This window comes from Pseudomonas sp. A-RE-19, from assembly GCF_019956555.1.
Classification (GTDB): Bacteria; Pseudomonadota; Gammaproteobacteria; order Pseudomonadales; family Pseudomonadaceae; genus Aquipseudomonas.
In genome coordinates, this window is the sequence record NZ_JAHBDQ010000070.1 from 197,693 (window position 1) to 216,103 (window position 18,411).

Genomic DNA, 18,411 nt, shown 5'->3' on the forward strand with positions numbered 1-18,411 from the left:
GCCCTGCTGGAGTGTCGTGTTTCTGGATGGGGTCAGGGGCTGGCGTGGAATCCTGGAACTATTAAAGACCTGGAATGTGCTCAATGGCGGGAGGAGGGGGAGCTTGTCCGATAGGTGGTCGCAACCGCCGTTTACACGACGGTTCATTGGGGGGCAGCTCAATCATCACCCGTCAAAATCCCCGTCGCACCTGTCAACGGCAGGTCTGATTCGGTGTGATTTAACCGCAAATGTGAGGGTGTTCTTGCGGGCCTCTTCGCGAGCAAGCCCGCTCCCACATTTGATCTGCGGCTATCGCAAAAAATGGATGCACAACAGATCCCCTGTGGGAGCGAGCCTGCTCGCGATGAGGCCGGCCCATCTAATGCTTCGGTTGACTCACCGCCACAGCGGCCCCCGATTTAGTGAACCGGTAGAACAGATTGGGCTCGCTCACGATGTAAAGCTCGCCGGCGGTGTCCATGGTCATGCCTTCGGCTTGCGGTATGGATTTTTCGAGGTCATCCGTCAGGCTGAGCAGCGAGCGGATGCTGACGAAATTGCCGTCCTGGTCAAGTTCGGTCAGGTTGTCGGACTGCTCGCTCAGCACCAGCAAGTGACCGGTCCGTGGATCGTAGTAACCCTCGGAAAGGTCCATGCCGAAGACGCTGCGGTCGATCCAGTTCGTCAAGTCCTTGATGCGGACCTGCAACGAGCCGTCGATGGAAGCCAGCATGCCCGTGACCGAATACAGTTGCCGCGGATCGCGTTCCTTGATCGCGAAGACACGATCATTGACCGGATCATATGTCACGCCTTCAAACCCCTTGTTGTGTTCGCTCAGGTTGATCTCGATGGCGAGAAACGGCGCATTTTCCACATTGATAGGGCCAGGGGTACTCGGCAATGTGACGACGTACAGTCGCTGCAACGTTTCATCGGCGATCACCACGCGCCCGTTGCCCATGTAAGCGATGCCTTCGGTGTCCTGGAAGCCGATCAGCGGGTAACGTTCAAGCAGATCGCCGTCACGGCTCATTGTCACAATCTGCATGGGAGCCGCATTGGTGATCCCCAGCAGACGATCGTGGTCCGGGTCATAGGCGATGCCGGACAAATTAGTGAGGTCCGCGACGGGCTTGGCCTGGATCACGGCTTTATAGTCCGGCAGCCAGATATTTTTGTCCGGTGCCTGATTGCCATACCAGCGGTTATGCCAGTGCGCATACAGCTGCGAGTGAACGAAAAAATGTGCAGAGAGCGCGTAGGCGACGCCCAGTAGTGCAACAACAACCGGTATCCCCAGTTTCCATTTCTTGCTCATGACTTGTCCTTGTCCCAGCTGAAGCGATAGACCTTGGAGGGTGGTCCGGCATGGCATTGGCCGTTATCGGCATCGGCGCCCACGATCGACCACTGCGCGCGCGACGTTTCTCCCAGTTCATGAGCAGCTTGGGGATTGAAACACTGGCTCAGCACTTCATCGGGGACCAGAGCATAGGCGTCACGGTGTTCGCGCAGCCACTGTGCCGCTTGTTCGACCGAAGAGTTGCTCATGCCGAAATGCACGATCGGCTGCCGGGCGAATAGCCAGTGGCCTTCGCGCCAGTTGACCAACACCAGATCAGCACCGTGGGTCATGGTCGCTGCCTGCGCCATGATCGCTTCATGGGGGTTGGGACCTTCCTTGATCGGCTCGATGAACCCGCGGGCGAACCACAGAACAAACCAGCTCACGACCAACGCCTGGAATACTCGCCGACCGCGCGGGCGTTTACCGAACCAGCGCTTGAGCAGCCAGGGAATCAGCGGTGCTGCCACCAAAACCAGACCTGGCAGCGCCGGATAAATGTACAACTTGCGCTTGCCAGTGCTCAGGCAGAAAAACAGCACCACCAGCACGACCCAGCCCAACAGCACCAACACTCGACCATCGTGTTTGCGCAGTTGCCGATACCAGGCCGGCACCAGCCATGGCAGGGCCAGCACCAACGGCAGCCAGTATTGCGGGATGACGTTGACGAAGAAATACCAGAACGGCTCGCGATGGTCCCATGCGGCGGCATAGCGTGCCGCTGTCTGGCGCAGCAGGATTTCTCGGACGTAGGCGATATCCTCCGCGGTGCCATTGAGCACAATGGACAGTGCCAGGGGCAGCAACCAGATGGCGATGGCGCCGAGTGCGACCAAAAAGCCCAGGAACCACTTGCGCTTCTCGCCGGGCATGGCTACCACACCGGACCAGCCTTTGCGTACCGCGTAGGCGTAGGGAATCAGCATCAAGACCGGGACGAAGCCGACCCCTTTGGTGATCACGCCAATGCCCATGGCGGCGCAGCCCACATAGAACCAGCGCCAGGCCGGCCCGAGCAGCAGGTGCCGCGCCAGCCCGTACAGACCCAGGGACGTGAACAGAATCAACAGGCTGTCGATCTGACCGGTTCGCAGGATGCTGTAGGTCTGATAAGTCGCCAGATATAACAGCGCCGCTATCCGACCGATGCGCTGATTCCATAGCCTGCGACCCAGATCGTAGACCACCGCCGTGACCGTCGCGGCAGACAAAAGCCCAGGAACATAAAGGGCGAGGGCGGGCAGGCCGGTAAGCCATGCGAAGAACGCCACCGTCCACATAAAGATCGGCGGTTTATCGCCGTATATCTCCGCGGCGCGGTGAGGGATGAACCACGCGCCGTTGTGCAGCATTTCCAGTGCCACGCCGAGGAAGCGTTCCTCGTCCACATTCTGCGGTTGACGCAGCCCCAATCCGGCGCCGATCAATAGCAAGGCAAGCAGCATCAAGCCCAGGCATTCGATGCCAGGCGACAGGGTTTTGCGCATGACTCAATCCTTTAGGTGTTTGCTGCGGGCGATCAATTGCAAGTTGCGAAAATAGACGATGGAGCCAAAGGCCTGGCCAGCAATGAACACCGGGTCCTGCCGGTAAATGGCATAAGCCAGCAGCAGAGTGCTGCCGACGATGCTCAAGTACCAGAAGCTCACAGGGATCACGCTGCGTTTCCTGTACTCGCTGTACAGCCATTGCAAGACGAAGCGACCGGTAAAGGCGATCTGGCCAACAAAGCCGATCACCAGCCACAGGGTTTCGCGGGACATGCTCATCCTTCGATCTCCTGTGCGTTAGTGTTCAACCGCGTGCGCTTGATCAGCCACCAAACACCGAACAGATCGAGAATGCCCACCAGGGCACGATCGATGTTGCCGTATTTGGACACCCCGGCCGTGCGGGGCCGGTGGTTGACCGGGTGAACGATCATTCGGCCGTTGTGACGCTGGATCAAGGCCGGAATATACCGATGCATATGGTCGAAGTACGGCAAGCGCAGAAACGCCGCGCGCTCGATCAGCTTCAGCCCGCAGCCGGTGTCTGGGGTGGAGTCGTTGAGCAGGCGGCTGCGCAGCCCGTTGGCGAAACGCGAGGCCCAGCGTTTGCTGGCGGTATCGCGTCGGTTGACCCGGTGCCCGGCCACCAACTGAACGTCGACCAGACCCTGTTCACCGCGTACCAGCGCCAACATCCCGGGGATATCCGCGGGGTCGTTTTGACCGTCGCCATCGAGGGTGGCCAGCCATTGCCCCCGGGCGGCGAGCGCCGCATGGTAGAGCGAGGTACTTTGCCCCAGCGAACGCTCGTGGCGCAGGATGCGCAATGCACTCAGGCCGCTGCTTTTCATCTGCCGCAGTTCATGCAAAGTGGCATCGGTACTGCCATCGTCCACGACAATGATTTCGTACGCCTCACCGGCCATTGCGGTGCGAACTTCCTCAAGTAAGGGCTTGAGGTTGTTTGCTTCGTTTTTTGCTGGAATCAATACAGATACAAAAATGTCTTGGCTCATAGAGTCCTCCCCCTTGCTCCCCTGGCTTTTATTATCAAGGGCTTACGTTTCATACCTGATAGAAGTGGCGATACCACTTCACAAATTCCGCGACGCCTGTTTCAACGGTCACCTGAGGACTGAAGCCGACCCAGTCGGCCAGTGCCGAAACATCGGCCCAGGTCTTGACCACATCACCCGCTTGTAGCGGCATATAGTTGCGCTGGGCTTTGATGCCCAAGGCCGCTTCCAGGCAATCGACGAATTCCAGCAGCGGCACGGGTTCACCGCGGCCTATGTTGAAGATTCGGTTTGCGCCATTACCGGGCTCGTTCGGTACCGGTGGTTTTGAACGCAGGCGGGCGATGCTTTCGACGATATCGTCGATGTAAGTGAAATCGCGCGACATCTGGCCATGGTTATAGATGTCGATCGGCAAGCCTTTGATGATCGCCTCGGTAAACTTGAACAGCGCCATGTCGGGGCGCCCCCAAGGTCCGTAAACGGTAAAAAAGCGCAAACCGCTGGCCTTCATGCCATAGAGGTGGCAGTAGCTGTGCGCCAACAGTTCATTGGCTCGTTTAGTGGCGGCATACAGCGAAATGGGATGATCGACGCTGTCTTCGACGCAGAACGGCATTTTGCTGTTGGTGCCGTACACCGAGCTGCTCGAGGCATAGATCAGATGCGCGGGGCGATGGTGTCGGCAGGCTTCCAGAATATTCAGGAAACCCACCAGATTCGACTGCGCATAGACGTCCGGGTTGTCCAGCGAATAGCGAACGCCCGCCTGGGCCGCCAAGTGCACAACCTCGGTGAAGGCATGGTCTTTGAACAGCGCCATCAAGGCCGGTTTGTCGACGATGTCCAGCTGCTGGAAACGAAAGCCCGGCAAGGATTCCAACTCCTTGAGCCGTGCCTGTTTGAGTTCCACGCTGTAGTAGTCGTTGAGATTGTCGATACCGACCACTTCAAGGCCTTCCCGACACAAACGTTTAACGGTGTGATACCCGATGAAACCGGCGGCGCCCGTGACCAGAACCGTCATGAGGCATGCGCCTGTACGCGACAAATTCCCGCCCTGTGCAAAGGAGACCCTTGCATGACAATCACCCCTGAATGTGTGTTGATCAGCATATTAAATTGGGTTGATACCACTGAAGGCTCCATGCCTTGCTCCATTGTTAATCTAAAGCCTGTGCGGATGGATCATGAGCCGCAGCGCCCGCAACGGTATACCGTGCCTGCTCATGTGTAAAAAAAATGTTAAGCGGTGATGGCGATTTTGTGACCGTTTCTTGATGCATCAGTCGCCCTGCGGGCTCTTACAACGCGGCACCCAGCAGTTTTAAGTATTGGGGGCTCTCGGATATCGAATTGTGGCCCGTACCCGGTATGACCTGCAACAGGGCCACGCCTTTGGCGAAATGGGCGTAGAGCCGCTCTGTGCTTGAGCGCGGTACGACTTCGTCGTGTTCGGCCGCCATCAACAGCGTTGGGACCGTGATGTGAGAGGCGTATTTCCAGGATTCGAACTTGTCGCGAAGCAGCCACTTTACCGGGAACCCGCGGAACTGGCGTGCGGCAAGGTCTTCCAGGCTGTTGTAGGGCGTGATCAGAATCAGGCGCGAGGCCGGGCGCTGGCTGGCGAGGCGCACGGCGACGCCCGAACCGAGGCTGCGCCCGACCACGGCGATCTGGGGATGGGTGTCGTAGACCTTGTCGAACAATGTCATGGCATCGCGCGAAATCGCCTCCTCGGAGGGCGACCCGGAACTGCCACCGAAACCTCGGTAATGCAGCAAATAGATCGCATGATCGGCAAAAGCCTGGGAAAACCCGGGCAGGTTGCGGGAAACATCCTCGGCATTGCCGCCGAAGTAGATCAACGCCTTCGGGCCGTCGTGCGGCCTGACGGTCACCAGCACCTGCACATCGGCGACTTGCAGCGTCAGCGTTTCGGGGGCGTCGATGGCGCGTGGTTGCGGGTAGTAGATGAGGGCGCGTTGAAACACGAACAGCGCGGCGCAGAGCATCAGGTACAAGGCCGCAACGAATACGAAGAGAAATACCAGGGTTCGCGACATTCGGCTAAGTTTAGTGAACGACATTGACTGCTTCGGGCCTTGAGACAGCTATTGCTGGAACGCCGCCAGAGTGTAGCTCAGCGTTCCCGGCTGTACAGGAGAGTTGCCCAATACCATTCAATTAAGTGCAAGCCCTGTGGGAGCGGGCTTGCTCGCGAAAGCGCTGTGTCAGTCGACATCAATGTTGACTGTGCTGCCGTCTTCGCGAGCAAGCCCGCTCCCACAGGTTCCGTCCCTTGAATGACTGGCATGAGTCCATGGTTGTTTTTACGCGCAGAGAAATACTCACGTTGGCTGCCGGTGTTTCGGCGGTCTTCACCTTCGATTCTGCCTTTGCTGCATCGGCGCCGTCGACGGAAACAGGAGGCAAGAACATGCTGACCCGAGCCATTCCTTCCAGCAACGAGCCGTTACCCATGGTCGGGTTGGGCACTTATCGCGGTTTTGATGTCGAGCCCTCCGACGCCGCTTACAAACAACTGCCCGCCGTGCTCATTGCGTTGTTCGAGAAGGGCGGCACGGTGATCGACAGCTCGCCCATGTACGGTCGTGCCGAGCAGACGACCGGTGAACTGCTGTCGATCCATCGGCCTCGTTCGCCAGCATTTCTGGCCACCAAAGTCTGGACCCGTGGCCGTGAGGAAGGCATTGCGCAGATGGAACAGTCCTTCAAGCTGTTGCGGACCGACCGTATCGATCTGATGCAGATTCACAACCTGCTGGACTGGAAAACCCACCTGCCCACCTTGCGCCAATGGAAGGCCGAAGGGCGTATTCGCTACATTGGCATCAGCCATTACACGGCGTCGGCGTATGACGAAGTGGAAGCCGTGTTGAAAACCGAGCCGATGGACTTTTTACAGATCAACTATGCCTTGGACGACCGCGGCGTCGAGAAGCGAATCCTGCCACTGTGTCGCGAACGCGGCGTGGCGGTGATCTGCAATCGGCCTTTCGGTGGTGGCGGCTTGCTCGCTCGATTGAAAGGCAAACCGCTGCCTGGATGGGCTGCGCAAGTGGGGATCAGCAGCTGGGCGCAACTGGCGCTCAAGTTCCTGCTGGCTCATCCGGCGGTGACCTGTGTCATCCCCGGCACCGGCAACCCGCGCTACATGGCGGAAAATGCCGGTGCCGGTTTCGGCCCGATGCTCACGGATGCGCAGCGCCAGCAGCTGATTGCCTTGGTGGGGTAGTCGGGTTGGCAAAGTAACCGGGTTACTAATGTCAAATGCGGAACCTGTGGGAGCGAGCCTGCTCGCGAAGAGGGAGTATCAGTCGACATTTATGTTGCCTGACACACCACATTCGCGAGCAGGCTCGCTCCCACATGGATTGCATTTAATTGACGGGTATTGGCGGGGCGACCTCACTGCAGGGCCGCAGCTGCCGGCAATGCATGCGCCGTCTCCAGCGGGATTTCCAGGGTGAAGAGGGCGCCATGACCAGGTCCATCGCTATGGACGCGAAGGTGCCCGTTCATCTCTACCGCTGCGAGCGCGCAACTGTGCAGGCCAAAACCATGGCCTTCCTTGCGGGTGGTGAAACCGTGATTGAAGATGCGGGTCATGTTCTCGGCAGCGATGCCTTCGCCCTGATCCTCTACGCTGAGGCGCAGCGTTGCGTTATCGACAATCTTGATGCCCAGTATCATGTGGCGCTGACGGTCGCTGACCTTGGTCATCGCATACTTGGCATTGCTGATCAGGTTGATCAGGATCAACAGCAGTCGGTGTTTGTCGCCGATGATGGTTGGCGTGTCCTGGTAGTCCTTGGTGACCGTGACATGGTGTCGACTCAAGGCGCCGGAATTCATGCGTAACGCATCTTCGAACAGATCGACGACGTTCAACGGCTCGACCAGCCTGGCGGCGCCGGCATAGGCCTGTTGGGTGGACACAATGTCCTTGATGTGATCGATGCTTTTGGTGAGTTGCGACAGTTCGTCAACGATGCTCGATTGCTCGGCGGCGATGGAGTCGACCAGTTGATTGAGGTAAAGGGGAAGCAGCTTGCCTTTTTCATCGTGCGTCATGAACTGCCCCAGGTCTTCGGCATGCTCGTTCATCATCTTTACCGCTTTACCCAGCCCAAGTGTTTTGCTGGCCGCCAGTTTGCGGGTGATCAAGTCTGCCGAGATGTTAACGCTGTTCAGCACATTGCCAACGTTGTGCAGCACATTGGTCGCGATCTCCGCCATACCGGCCATCCGCGCGGCATCGACCAGTTCGCGCTCGGCTTCCAGCAGTTCGTGGGTGCGTTCTTCGACGCGTTGTTCCAGACGCTCGTTTGCCGTTTGCAACTCGTTGTTCATCTTGTTGATCACGGCATAACTGCGAATCAGACGGACGGCCAGGTACAACAACAGCAGCGCCATGATGGCGGCGCATACCCCCAGGTACAGGTGATATTGGCGGTCTGTCGCGCTGGTGCGCCGTTGTGTTTCGTTCAATAACTCGTTGATGCTGTCCAGTTGCTGTGCGACCGGAATCACACTGATGCGATCAACCAGGTCATTGACGATGGGCTGCTCTCGAACAATGGCATTCACAGCGTCTACCAAGGCCGTGAAAGGCGGGCGCCGTTCAGGTGGCAGTTGATTGATGTATTCATTCAGGTACTTCAGATGTCCGTCGATTTCCTCAGCCCTGTCGCTGGAGACATAGAGGGCGTACTCAAGGGTGTCCAACGTCAGATTGAACACCACTGAGCCCGCCGCAGTATCCACCGACGAGCGTTTGTCGTTGGAGTCTTCCAGTAACCTGCGAATGTCATCTTCCAGCTCAGGCAGGGCCGCGAATGATATTCGCAAGGCCGTGTTGTGCTGTTTGAATTGCTCAACCAGCCGTGTTTTGTTTTCTACCGCATCCAGATAACCCTGCCGTCGAGTTTGCCAAAGGGCCGAGAGGGGACCGGCCGAATTAAGGTTGTCGAGCTGTGCCCATCGCTGCTCTGCAGCTGCAGGTGCTCCCAAAAACAAGTTGTTGTTCAGGCCGACTTTGGCTCTCAGAATCTTCACGTTCCAATTGGCATCGAACTGCTTGAGTTGGCGCACGAAGTCGCGCGACTCGAAGTAGGTCGATGTGTCGTAGGAATAGGATTTGATCAGCAAAAATATCAGTACGCTGGAGAGCGTCAGCGCGATTGCGGCCAAGACTGGCCATTTGTAACGATTAGAAAGCTTCATTGCGGCATCCCTCTCTCATACTGACCGTCCCAAGAGAGAGAGGCTGCCAACGGTTGATTAATTCCATTTATGCGCTCCCTGCACGATGGCGAGCGATCGGCCATGTTGTGCGTAAGCCTAGCGCTGTTGGCAAACAGTGTCGGAAAAAACACCGAACGGCTGGCTAGTGCCACAGGGGCAGCAGAGGGGCCTTGACGCGTGCGGTTGACCGCACGCGCTGCACATGAGGTGTGCAAACAGGGGATTGCGACAGGTTCAAATCACTCAGCCAGTTCCTCGGGCGAGATCACCCACAGGCTGCTCGGCATTTTGTACAACAGCTGTTCCACCGTACTGCCGATCAACCGTTTTATGCCGCGATGGCCGACCCTGCCCATGACAATCACATCGATGTTGTAGGCATCGGCGTAACTTGTCAGAACTTTGGCCGGGTTGCCCATGATCATGTGTCGTTGCTCAGGCGGGATGCCGTTGCGCTCGGCCAGTGCGTTGAACGCCTCGCCCTGGGCGTCGAAGAGCCTTTTGGCAATGTCTGAAGAAAAGAAGGCAGAACCTCTGCCCATGACCCATTCATCTGAACTGATGGCTGAAAGGTCATAGGCATAGACCACCTCGACCTCGGCATTGCAGGACGTCGCCAGTTTCACCGCCTCGCGCAGGATCCGGTCATTGAAGCCTTCGTACTGACCCTCGCGGTGGAACGGATCGACCGCCGCGACAATCTTGCGGGGCAAGGCGTGCTGCACATGGCCGACAAGGTGCAACGGCACCGGGCATTCGCGCAGCAAATGGATATCCAGGGGCGTGAACATCAGGCGCGACAGCACCGATTCATGCTCCAGCGCTTTGATCAGTGCGGCCATGGGCTGTTCTTTGAGGTGAATGAGGATTTCCTCCAAGGGCCTTCGGACCCAGACCACTTCAGTGGTGACGTGCACACCCAGCTTGCGCAAGGGCCGGGCTTGCGTTTCAAGCCACTGGCGGTGACGCTCGACGTACCCCAGGCGCATCTGCTCCAGGGCCTTTTCATTGACTAGGCCGGCCGTCGCCAGGCCTTCCAGGTAATCGAAGGCCACGATGTGCAGCGCCGCGTCTTCAGCCTTGGCCAGCGCGGCGGCCCGGTCGAAGGCGGGGCTGTGCTCCATCAGGGGCGAGGCGACCAGCATGAAACGTGATTGTTCAGACATGACAATTCTCCTTGGGTGACTGCACAAACGCGGCGGCTCGATGACGGCGATGCGTCGTTTGGCCATGAAGCCTTGTTCTGATAGTGCCGCTGGCCGCAGCTCCGGGTTTGATCTGTATCAAACAGGCGAAAAACGGCGATGCTGGCCGATGTGCGGTCGTGCGTTATCGCTGACAAAGATCAAGTCGTCTGCCCCTGAAGCGCTCAATCTGAAGCTCTGATCACCCCATATAAATGGCCGCGTGCCGAGGTGCTTTATGTCGCAGACTCAGCGTTTACTGTTAATCGCCCCTCCCTCCATGGCCCGCACCCCGGCGTTCGACCGGGCCACGGCCTTGGCCAAGGCGATGCAATTGCCATTGCATATCGTGGCGTTCGACTACCTCCAGGCGTTGGCCGTGGCAGGCTTGTTCGCCCCCGAACAAATCAGCCAGGCCCGGGACGGCTACCTGCAAAGCCATCAGCAATGGCTCGAGCAGCAAGCCGGGCTGGCGCGCAAGCATGGGGTCGAAGCCACCTGCGAAGTGGTGTGGGTGCAGCACCCTTATGAAGAAATCCTGCACTTCGTCAAAGAAATGCCCTTGGCCCTGATCATCAAGGACGCTCAGGAAGAGTCCGCGTTGAAGCGGGTCTTTTTCACGCCGCTGGATTGGCAGCTGCTACGCGACTGTCCGACGCCGGTGCATCTGGTGACCAATGTGCTCAATCCACGACCCCACAACGTGCTGGCCATCGTCGATGTGTTGCGCAGCGAAGAACAGGACCTGATTTTCAATGATCAGATCATCAAGGCCGCCGTGAAACTGGCTGAACAGTGCGACGCCCAGCTTGAACTGGTGCACGTGTATGACTGGGCGGCGGTGTACGCCACGGATATGGGGGTGGGGGCCTTGCCGCTGGCCACCGGTATCTACGAAGCCTTGGGTGTGACGCAACATGAAGTGTTTGCCTCCCTGGCCGAGCGCCATGGCGTGCCCCCTGAACGTCGTCATTTCATCGAGGGTGCGCCATTGTCGAGCATCTGCGATTTTGCGACCGACCACCACACGGACGTGATTGTCATGGGGACGGTGCAGCACAACGGGTTGAATAAACTCTTGGGGACCACCGCCGAACAGCTCTTGCATCGGGCGCCTTGCAGTGTGCTGGCGATCAAGCCAAGCCCACTGTTGCCGTCCTGAGCGGTGAAACGCCCCTCGGAGGTTCAATGACGCCGAGGGGTGTTTTTTCACAGATCGAGATGGTGAATGACCTGGCGGCTGTCATCAGGATCGTGGCGGGTCTCGAAGCCCAGGGCTTTGGCCAGATCGCGCATGGGACTATTGCTGGCGGCATCGACGGAATACATCTGACGAAAACCGTTCCTGCGCGCGGCCTTGATCAAGTGCTCCATCAGCGTCGTGCCCAGGCCCAGGTGCTGGTACTCATCGGCAACCGTCACGGCGCATTCACATTCCTGGTCGGCGGTGGCGGCATAGCGGCTGACACCGATCTCGACCAGTTTGCCGTTGTCGTGGATCAGGGCGATGTAGGCCATCCGCTTTTTGTCGTCGACATCCATCAACTGGTCGAGCATGGCGGTGCCGGGCTCATTGACTTGCGCCAGAAAACGCATGTGCCGCGACTCTGGGGACAGGCGCTTGATAAAGTCATATTCACGTTCGCGGTCTTTTTCCGCCAGCGGTCGGATCAGCACATGGCGCCCGTCCCTGAGTGCTTCAATCCAGTACTGTCCGGTGACAGCGGCGTAGGCGGCAGCGGCTCTGTCGTTATGGTCTTTCACGGTAAGCATGGTGCAGTTCTCCATTCGGATTGAAAGGCTCGCGCGTCGCAACCAACCACGCGGTTCATATCCTTTTTTACGCCGCTGGCAGCGCGTGAATCTGATCTGGATCAGACACTCGTGACAGGCAGGCTTTAAACGCTCGAATCTGATGTAAATCAACCTGGGGCAGGGGGCAACGGGTGCAGTCTGGGAACAGGCCGGCGCTGTGGACCGGCACCGAATCGAGGTGTGTGATGGGTCAATATCAACGTTTGTTGCTGATCGCCGACCGAACCCTGTACCAGTCCCCGGCCTTGCAGCGCGCCGTTGCCCTCGCCAAGGCCAGCGGGGCGGTGCTGGATGTGCGGGCGTTTATCGAGCCGGCTCCGATCATCCATTTATGGGAGGAAAAAACCGATGAGGCGAAGTACCAGCGCTATCTGCGCCGCTATCGCCGCTGGATGGTGGAAGAAATCCAGCGCCTCAGCGGTGAGGGATTGAACGTGAGCGTGGAAGTGGTTTTTACCACTCATCCATTGCTGGACATTTTGCGCTGCGTCGAAGAGCTCAAGCCCGACATGCTGATCAAGGACGTCACGCTGGAGCCGCTGCTCAAGCGCGTGTTCATCACCCCTCTGGATTGTCACCTGCTGCGCGAATGCACGGTGCCGGTGCATCTGGTCAACCAGGCCCGTTACGGTTTACCGCACCGGATCGTGGCGGCAGTGGACCCGTTCGACCCCTCGACGCAAATCACTGGCCTCAACGACACCATCATTCAATCGGCGAATGCGCTGGCCCTGCAATGTGACGCACCGCTGCATCTGCTGTACGCCTATGACTTGTCGCCGGCCTTCAACGGTGATGCAGCCCTGGTGAGTGGCGGGTGGAATGTGGACTTCATGGAGGAGCTGCGGCAATCCCTGCACCAGGCGTTTGTCACCCTGGCCGATCGCTATGGTGTGCCGCCAGAGCGTCGGCATTTCATCATGGGCTTGCCGGCACCGGTGCTGAGTGAGTTTGTCGAGGAGTATCTGGTCGATGTCGTGGTAATGGGCACCGTGCACCGGGTGGGGTTCGATCGATTGATCGGCAGCAACACGGAACGGGCGCTGTATTCGGTGCCGGGCAGTATTCTGGCGGTCAAGCAGCCGGGACCGATCGTCAGGGGATGAGCACGATTGCGCCTTTGACCTGACCGGCCCGCAGGCTTGCCAGCGCCTGATTGGCATCGTCCAGGGCGAAACAGGTAACGTCACTGTGCACGGGCGTATGCCGCAGCTCTGCAAAAAACGCGGTGCCATCTTCGCGGGTCAGGTTCGCCACCGAACGGACGCTGCGTTCGCCCCACAGCAGTCGATAAGGGAAGCTGGGGATGTCGCTCATGTGGATGCCCGCGCAAATCACACAGCCGCCCTTGACGGTGGCCGCCAGCGCCAACGGCACCAGCGCGCCGACCGGGGCGAAGATCAGGCTGGCGTCGAGCGGGTGCGGCGGCGGTTGATCCGAGGGGCCTGCCCACTCGGCGCCGAGGGTCCGGGCATAGGCCTGGCCTTCATTGTCGCCCGGTCGGGTGAAGGCATACACCTGCTGCCCCCGGCCCCGCGCCACCTGAATCGCCAGATGCGCCGCCGCGCCGAAGCCATAAAGCCCCAGATGACGCGCCCCTTTGGCCATTTGCAATGCGCGAAAACCGATCAGCCCGGCACACAGCAGCGGTGCGGCTTCGGTGGCCGAGAGCGCGTCTGGAATGGGGAAACAGAAATGGGCGTCGGCAACGGTGTAGTCGGCATAACCGCCATCCAGGTGACAGCCGGTGAACCGGGCGCGATCGCAGAGGTTTTCCCGGCCCGAGCAGCAGAATGTGCATTCCCCGCACGTCCAGCCGAGCCAGGGAACGCCGACGCGCTTGCCGACCCAGTCGGGCGCCACATCGGCACCCACTGCCGTCACTTCACCGACGATTTCATGGCCCGGCACGCGCGGCAGCACCGCTTGCGGCAATTCACCGTCCACCAGATGCAAATCGGTGCGGCACACGCCACAGGCCAGGACTTTGATTAACAGTTGATGCGCGTCGGGAGTCGGGATGGCACGCTCTTCCGGTCGCAACGGCTGGCCGGGGGCATGCAGAACCATGGCGCGCATGACGATTCTCCAAAAGCCTGTGCACCGTGAGGCGTTAGAGGGTCGACTGCCGGTGACAGCCGGCGACCAGTTGTTTGAGCCCGTCCAGATCCAGGACTTTGACGTTACGCCCGGCAATCTCGACCAATCCCAGATCCCGCAGATGGGCGATGCCCCGGCAGATGGTTTCCAGGCGCAGGCCCAGATACGAACCGATTTCTTCACGGCGCATCTTCAGCACAAAGTCTCTGGACGAGTACCCCCGAATGCTCAGCCGTTGCGACAGGTTCAGCAGGAAGGCCGCCAGGCGTTCATCGGAGTTCATGTTGCCCATCATCATGAGCATGCTGTGATCACGCACGATCTCCCGGCTCAGGAGCTTGTTCATGTTGTGCTGCAATGAGGGCAGCTCCTGGGCGAGTTTCTCCAGTTGTGCGTAATGCAGGGGGCAGACTTCGCTGTCCTCAAGGGCAAAGGCACTGCAGGCGTGCCGATCGTCGCTGATGGCGTCCAGGCCGAGCATTTCGCCGGGTATCTGAAAACCGGTCACCTGCTCGCGGCCATCGACCGACAGCATGCTGGTCTTGAATGAGCCGATGCGTACCGCGTACAGCGAGCGCAATGGGTCACCGGCCCGGTACAGGGCTGCACCTTTTTTAACCTTTACCCGCTGAACGATCAGGGTATCCAGCCGCTCTACCTCCTGGCCGGTCAAGCCAATCGGCAGGCATAACTCCAGAACACTGCAGTTGGAGCACGCTGCCTTCAGATAGTGATGTTGGTATGGACGTGTTTCCGGCATCGCACATAGCCCCTTTGTAGTGGGGTAAAGCATAGTTCGGATCATCGTTTCAATCGGGCGTTTAGGAGGGCAGTCGACGAGCGGGAAAAGGCTTGTCCTCGTTGAACCGGGGGTGTGCGGCGAAAACTTGATGTAAATCAAGTCTTGCGCGTTGCAGACACCCAGAATCGACGCATGTCTATCGGTACACCGAGCCCCTTGCGGAGAACTTCATGAGCGATTTTTTGAGTGCCGAGCAACTGGAAGGGCTGGATGCCTACTGGCGGGCATCCAATTATCTGGCGGTCGGGCAGATCTACCTCAAAGACAACCCGCTGATGAAGGCGCCGCTGACGCTGGCGCATGTAAAACCACGGTTACTGGGGCACTGGGGCACAACGCCGGGGTTGAACCTGATCTATACGCACCTCAACCACCTGATCACGACCTACGACCTGAACATGATCTTCATTGCCGGCCCCGGGCATGGCGGCCCGGCGGTCGTGGCCCAGACCTATCTGGAGGGGACGTACACCGAGTTCAACCCGTCGGTGGGGCGCAATACCAACGGTCTGACCCGACTGTTTCGGCAGTTTTCCTGGCCCTATGGTATTTCCAGCCATGTTTCGGCGCAGATTCCGGGGTCGATCCATGAAGGGGGCGAGTTAGGCTACAGCCTCGCCCACGCCTACGGCGCTGCGTTCGATAACCCGGACCTGATTGTCGCGTGCGTCATTGGCGACGGCGAGGCCGAAACCGGGACGTTGGCGGCCAGTTGGCACTCCAACAAGTTCCTCAACCCGGCGCGTGACGGGGCGGTGCTGCCGATTCTGCATCTGAACGGGTACAAAATCGCCAACCCCACAGTGCTTTCCAGCATCAGTGAGGAGGAGTTGTCGGCCTTGATGTATGGCTATGGCTACGATCCGTATTTCGTCGAAGGCGATGACCCGGCGGAGGTTCATCAAGCCCTTGCCAGAACGCTGGACACCATGGTGCTGCAGATTCGTGAGATTCAGCGGGTCGCGCGTCAACAGCCGCAAACCCGGCCACCGGAGCGGCCCCTGTGGCCGATGCTGGTATTACGCACGCCCAAGGGCTGGACGGGACCGATATTCGTCGATGGCCGTCGGGTCGAAGGCACCTGGCGCGCGCATCAAGTCCCCCTGGCCGATTTCCAGCAACCCATGCACTTGCGGCAATTGGAGGAATGGCTCAACAGCTACCGCCCCGACGAATTGTTTGACGCCAATGGCACCTTGCGGCCCGAAATCGCCGCTCTGGCGCCGACCGGCCACCGGCGAATGAGCGCCAATCCCCACGCCAACGGTGGGCTGCTGTTGCGGCCACTGGAGCTGCCGCGGTTCACCGATTATGCGGTGAACATCGAGGTGCCCGGGAGCTTGCGGGCTGAAGCCACGCGGGTGCTGGGGACGTTTTTGCGGGACGTGATGAAAGACAATCTGACGGCGAGCAACTTTCGCCTGTTCGGCCCGGACGAAACCGCCTCGAACCGGCTGGATGCGGTGTATGAAGTCAGCGCCAAGGCATGGATGGAGCCGCTGGGCCCCGACGACGTCAATCTGGCGGTCGATGGCCGGGTGATGGAGATTCTGAGTGAACAGGTGTGCGAAGGCTGGCTCGAAGGCTATTTGTTGACGGGGCGGCATGGCTTGTTTTCCTGTTACGAGGCGTTCATCCACATCGTCGACTCGATGTTCAATCAGCATGCCAAATGGCTGAAAACCGCCGCCGACGTGCCATGGCGCAGACCCATTGCCTCACTCAACTATTTGCTCACGTCCCACGTCTGGCGCCAGGACCATAACGGTTTCTCCCACCAGGACCCGGGGTTCATTGATCTGGTGGCGAACAAGACCGCGGACGTGGTCCGGATCTATCTGCCGCCCGACGCCAATTGCTTGTTGTCGGTGGCCGATCATTGCCTCAGAAGCCGCAATTACGTCAACGTGATCGTGGCCGGCAAGCAACCGGAGTGGCAATGGCTGAATATCGATGCGGCCATCCGTCACTGCCAGGTGGGCATCGGTCGGTGGGGTTGGGCCTGCCGGGATGATAGCGATCCGGATGTGGTGATGGCCTGCGCTGGCGATGTTCCGACCCTGGAAACCCTAGCTGCGGTCACCTTGCTGCGCGAGTACGTGCCGGATTTGCGGGTGCGGGTGGTCAACGTCGTCGACCTGATGGTTCTGCAGCCGTCGTACCACCATCCCCATGGTTTGCCAGACATCGCATTCGATGAGCTGTTCACCGTTGACCGGCCCGTGATCTTCGCCTTCCACGGCTATCCCGCGCTGATCCACCGACTGCTGTACAAGCGCACCAATCACGACAACTTCCACGTTCGCGGCTTCAAGGACGAGGGCGCGACCACCACACCGTTCGACATGGCGGTGCTCAATAATCTGGATCGGTATCAGCTGGCGCTGGATGTCATCGAGCGCGTGCCCCGGCTGCACGATCAGCTCCAGACCGCCCGGTCGCGCTACTGGGCGACGATGGAAAAGCACAAGCTTTACCTCATCGAACACGGGCAAGACATGCCCGAGGTGATGCAGTGGCAATGGACACCCGCGCCGGATAACCGGGCTTGATGGGTATCACAGTTTTGGTAAGGCCGGGGCTGGCTTGAGCGGCAGCAGAGGCGGGAACTCCTCGGGCGTGAGGGTTTCCTTTTCCAGCAACAGGCGGGCCCCCTCATCGAGGTCGGCCCGGCGACTCTCCAGTAATGCCTTGGCCCGTTGGTAGGCTTCATCGAGCAGGGCGCGGATACCCAGGTCGATTTCCCGGGCGGTCTGTTCCGAATAATCCTTCTCGCCCACCGTGGCCATGCGGTCTCCCAGGTACGTTGCGTTTTGCCGCTCCAGCACCGATTGTCCGAGCTCGGCGCTCATGCCGAACCGGGTGATCAGTTGGCGGGCGATATCGGTCGCGCGGCCCAGATCATCGGCGGCCCCGGTGGAAATCTGGCCATAGACCAGGTCCTCGGCGGCGCGCCCGGCCATCAGCACGACAATCCGGTCTTTGAGGGTCTGGCAACTGATCAGGAAGTGATCTTCGGTCGGTCGCTGCAGGGTATAGCCGAGCGAGCCGATGGCGCGGGGCACGATCGACACTTTATGCACCGGGTCCATCGCCGGCAGCGTGCTGGCGGCCAAGGCATGCCCCATCTCGTGATAGGCCACCACCCGGCGCTCGTCGGGATCGAGCAGGCTGCTCTTGCGTTCGAGCCCCGCGATGAGGCGCTCTACCGCCGCGGTGAAATCGTTCAGGCTGACCGCTTCGGCGCCGCGCCGGGTGGCGACGATGGCCGCCTCGTTAACCAGGTTGGCCAGGTCGGCGCCGGTGAAACCGGTGGTGATCTCGGCGATACGCACGCCATCGAGCCCTGGCTCCACGGTGATTTTCTTGAGATGAACCTTGAGGATGGCCTCGCGCCCTT

General features: G+C 59.4%; 15 protein-coding genes and 1 pseudogene. 4 read left to right on the forward strand and 12 right to left on the reverse strand.

The features are described from left to right. Positions 1-361: 361 nt before the first annotated feature. The 6 genes from KGB14_RS26425 to KGB14_RS26450 all read right to left on the reverse strand — a co-directional run bounded on the left by KGB14_RS26425 (position 362) and on the right by KGB14_RS26450 (position 5,905). On the reverse strand, positions 362-1,303 hold the full coding sequence (locus KGB14_RS26425) for an SdiA-regulated domain-containing protein (RefSeq protein WP_223490146.1): 942 nt from the start codon (positions 1,301-1,303) through the stop codon (positions 362-364). Next, positions 1,300-2,820, reverse strand: coding sequence for an ArnT family glycosyltransferase (locus KGB14_RS26430; protein ID WP_223490148.1), 1,521 nt, complete (start codon positions 2,818-2,820; stop codon positions 1,300-1,302). The genes KGB14_RS26425 and KGB14_RS26430 overlap by 4 nt, the downstream gene beginning before the upstream one ends. Before the next feature lie 3 nt (positions 2,821-2,823). After that, positions 2,824-3,102 carry a lipid-A-disaccharide synthase N-terminal domain-containing protein gene (locus tag KGB14_RS26435; RefSeq protein ID WP_223490151.1) on the reverse strand — a complete coding sequence of 93 codons (279 nt, stop codon included), beginning with the start codon at positions 3,100-3,102 and terminating at the stop codon, positions 2,824-2,826. Further along, the gene (locus tag KGB14_RS26440) at positions 3,099-3,839 is read right to left on the reverse strand and encodes a glycosyltransferase family 2 protein (protein ID WP_223490154.1); all 741 of its coding nucleotides are present in this window, start codon (positions 3,837-3,839) and stop codon (positions 3,099-3,101) included. The genes KGB14_RS26435 and KGB14_RS26440 overlap by 4 nt, the downstream gene beginning before the upstream one ends. Before the next feature lie 49 nt (positions 3,840-3,888). Continuing rightward, entirely contained in the window at positions 3,889-4,866 is a 978-nt protein-coding gene (locus tag KGB14_RS26445) for an NAD-dependent epimerase (protein WP_223490156.1), read from the reverse strand. Between the two features lie 277 nt (positions 4,867-5,143). Then, entirely contained in the window at positions 5,144-5,905 is a 762-nt protein-coding gene (locus tag KGB14_RS26450) for an alpha/beta hydrolase (protein WP_411740810.1), read from the reverse strand. Positions 5,906-6,279: 374 nt separating this feature from the next. Between KGB14_RS26450 and KGB14_RS26455 the strand changes: the two genes are divergently transcribed. Further along, positions 6,280-7,098: an aldo/keto reductase gene (locus tag KGB14_RS26455; protein ID WP_223490160.1), complete on the forward strand. Its 819-nt coding sequence runs from the start codon at positions 6,280-6,282 to the stop codon at positions 7,096-7,098. Positions 7,099-7,271: 173 nt separating this feature from the next. Here the strand turns inward: KGB14_RS26455 and KGB14_RS26460 are convergent, their stop codons facing one another. Beyond that, the gene (locus tag KGB14_RS26460; protein WP_223490162.1) at positions 7,272-9,089 is read right to left on the reverse strand and encodes a DAHL domain-containing protein; all 1,818 of its coding nucleotides are present in this window, start codon (positions 9,087-9,089) and stop codon (positions 7,272-7,274) included. Positions 9,090-9,349: 260 nt separating this feature from the next. Beyond that, positions 9,350-10,276 (reverse strand): universal stress protein, encoded by a 927-nt coding sequence (locus KGB14_RS26465; RefSeq protein WP_223490172.1) that lies wholly within the window; start codon positions 10,274-10,276, stop codon positions 9,350-9,352. A 256-nt stretch (positions 10,277-10,532) separates the two neighbouring features. On the opposite strand from KGB14_RS26465, the gene KGB14_RS26470 reads away from it, so the two are divergent. Continuing rightward, complete coding sequence (locus KGB14_RS26470; RefSeq protein WP_223490174.1) at positions 10,533-11,456, forward strand: universal stress protein; 924 nt, start codon at positions 10,533-10,535, stop codon at positions 11,454-11,456. A 47-nt stretch (positions 11,457-11,503) separates the two neighbouring features. Here the strand turns inward: KGB14_RS26470 and KGB14_RS26475 are convergent, their stop codons facing one another. Continuing rightward, positions 11,504-12,067, reverse strand: coding sequence for a GNAT family N-acetyltransferase (locus tag KGB14_RS26475; RefSeq protein ID WP_223490177.1), 564 nt, complete (start codon positions 12,065-12,067; stop codon positions 11,504-11,506). A gap of 227 nt (positions 12,068-12,294) precedes the next feature. Between KGB14_RS26475 and KGB14_RS26480 the strand changes: the two genes are divergently transcribed. Next, entirely contained in the window at positions 12,295-13,215 is a 921-nt protein-coding gene (locus KGB14_RS26480; protein ID WP_223490185.1) for a universal stress protein, read from the forward strand. Here the strand turns inward: KGB14_RS26480 and KGB14_RS26485 are convergent. Both KGB14_RS26485 and fnr read right to left on the reverse strand, forming a co-directional pair. Further along, positions 13,205-14,188 (reverse strand): zinc-dependent alcohol dehydrogenase family protein, encoded by a 984-nt coding sequence (locus KGB14_RS26485; protein ID WP_223490187.1) that lies wholly within the window; start codon positions 14,186-14,188, stop codon positions 13,205-13,207. The genes KGB14_RS26480 and KGB14_RS26485 overlap by 11 nt on opposite strands. A 34-nt stretch (positions 14,189-14,222) precedes the next feature. Further along, positions 14,223-14,969 (reverse strand): fumarate/nitrate reduction transcriptional regulator Fnr, encoded by a 747-nt coding sequence (gene fnr / locus KGB14_RS26490; protein ID WP_223490189.1) that lies wholly within the window; start codon positions 14,967-14,969, stop codon positions 14,223-14,225. 212 nt (positions 14,970-15,181) lie between these two features. Between fnr and KGB14_RS26495 the strand changes: the two genes are divergently transcribed. Next, entirely contained in the window at positions 15,182-17,563 is a 2,382-nt protein-coding gene (locus tag KGB14_RS26495; protein ID WP_223490191.1) for a phosphoketolase, read from the forward strand. A gap of 6 nt (positions 17,564-17,569) precedes the next feature. Here KGB14_RS26495 and KGB14_RS26500 read toward each other — a convergent pair. After that, a pseudogene (locus KGB14_RS26500) lies at positions 17,570-18,411 on the reverse strand (ATP-dependent metallopeptidase FtsH/Yme1/Tma family protein); the annotation flags it as partial.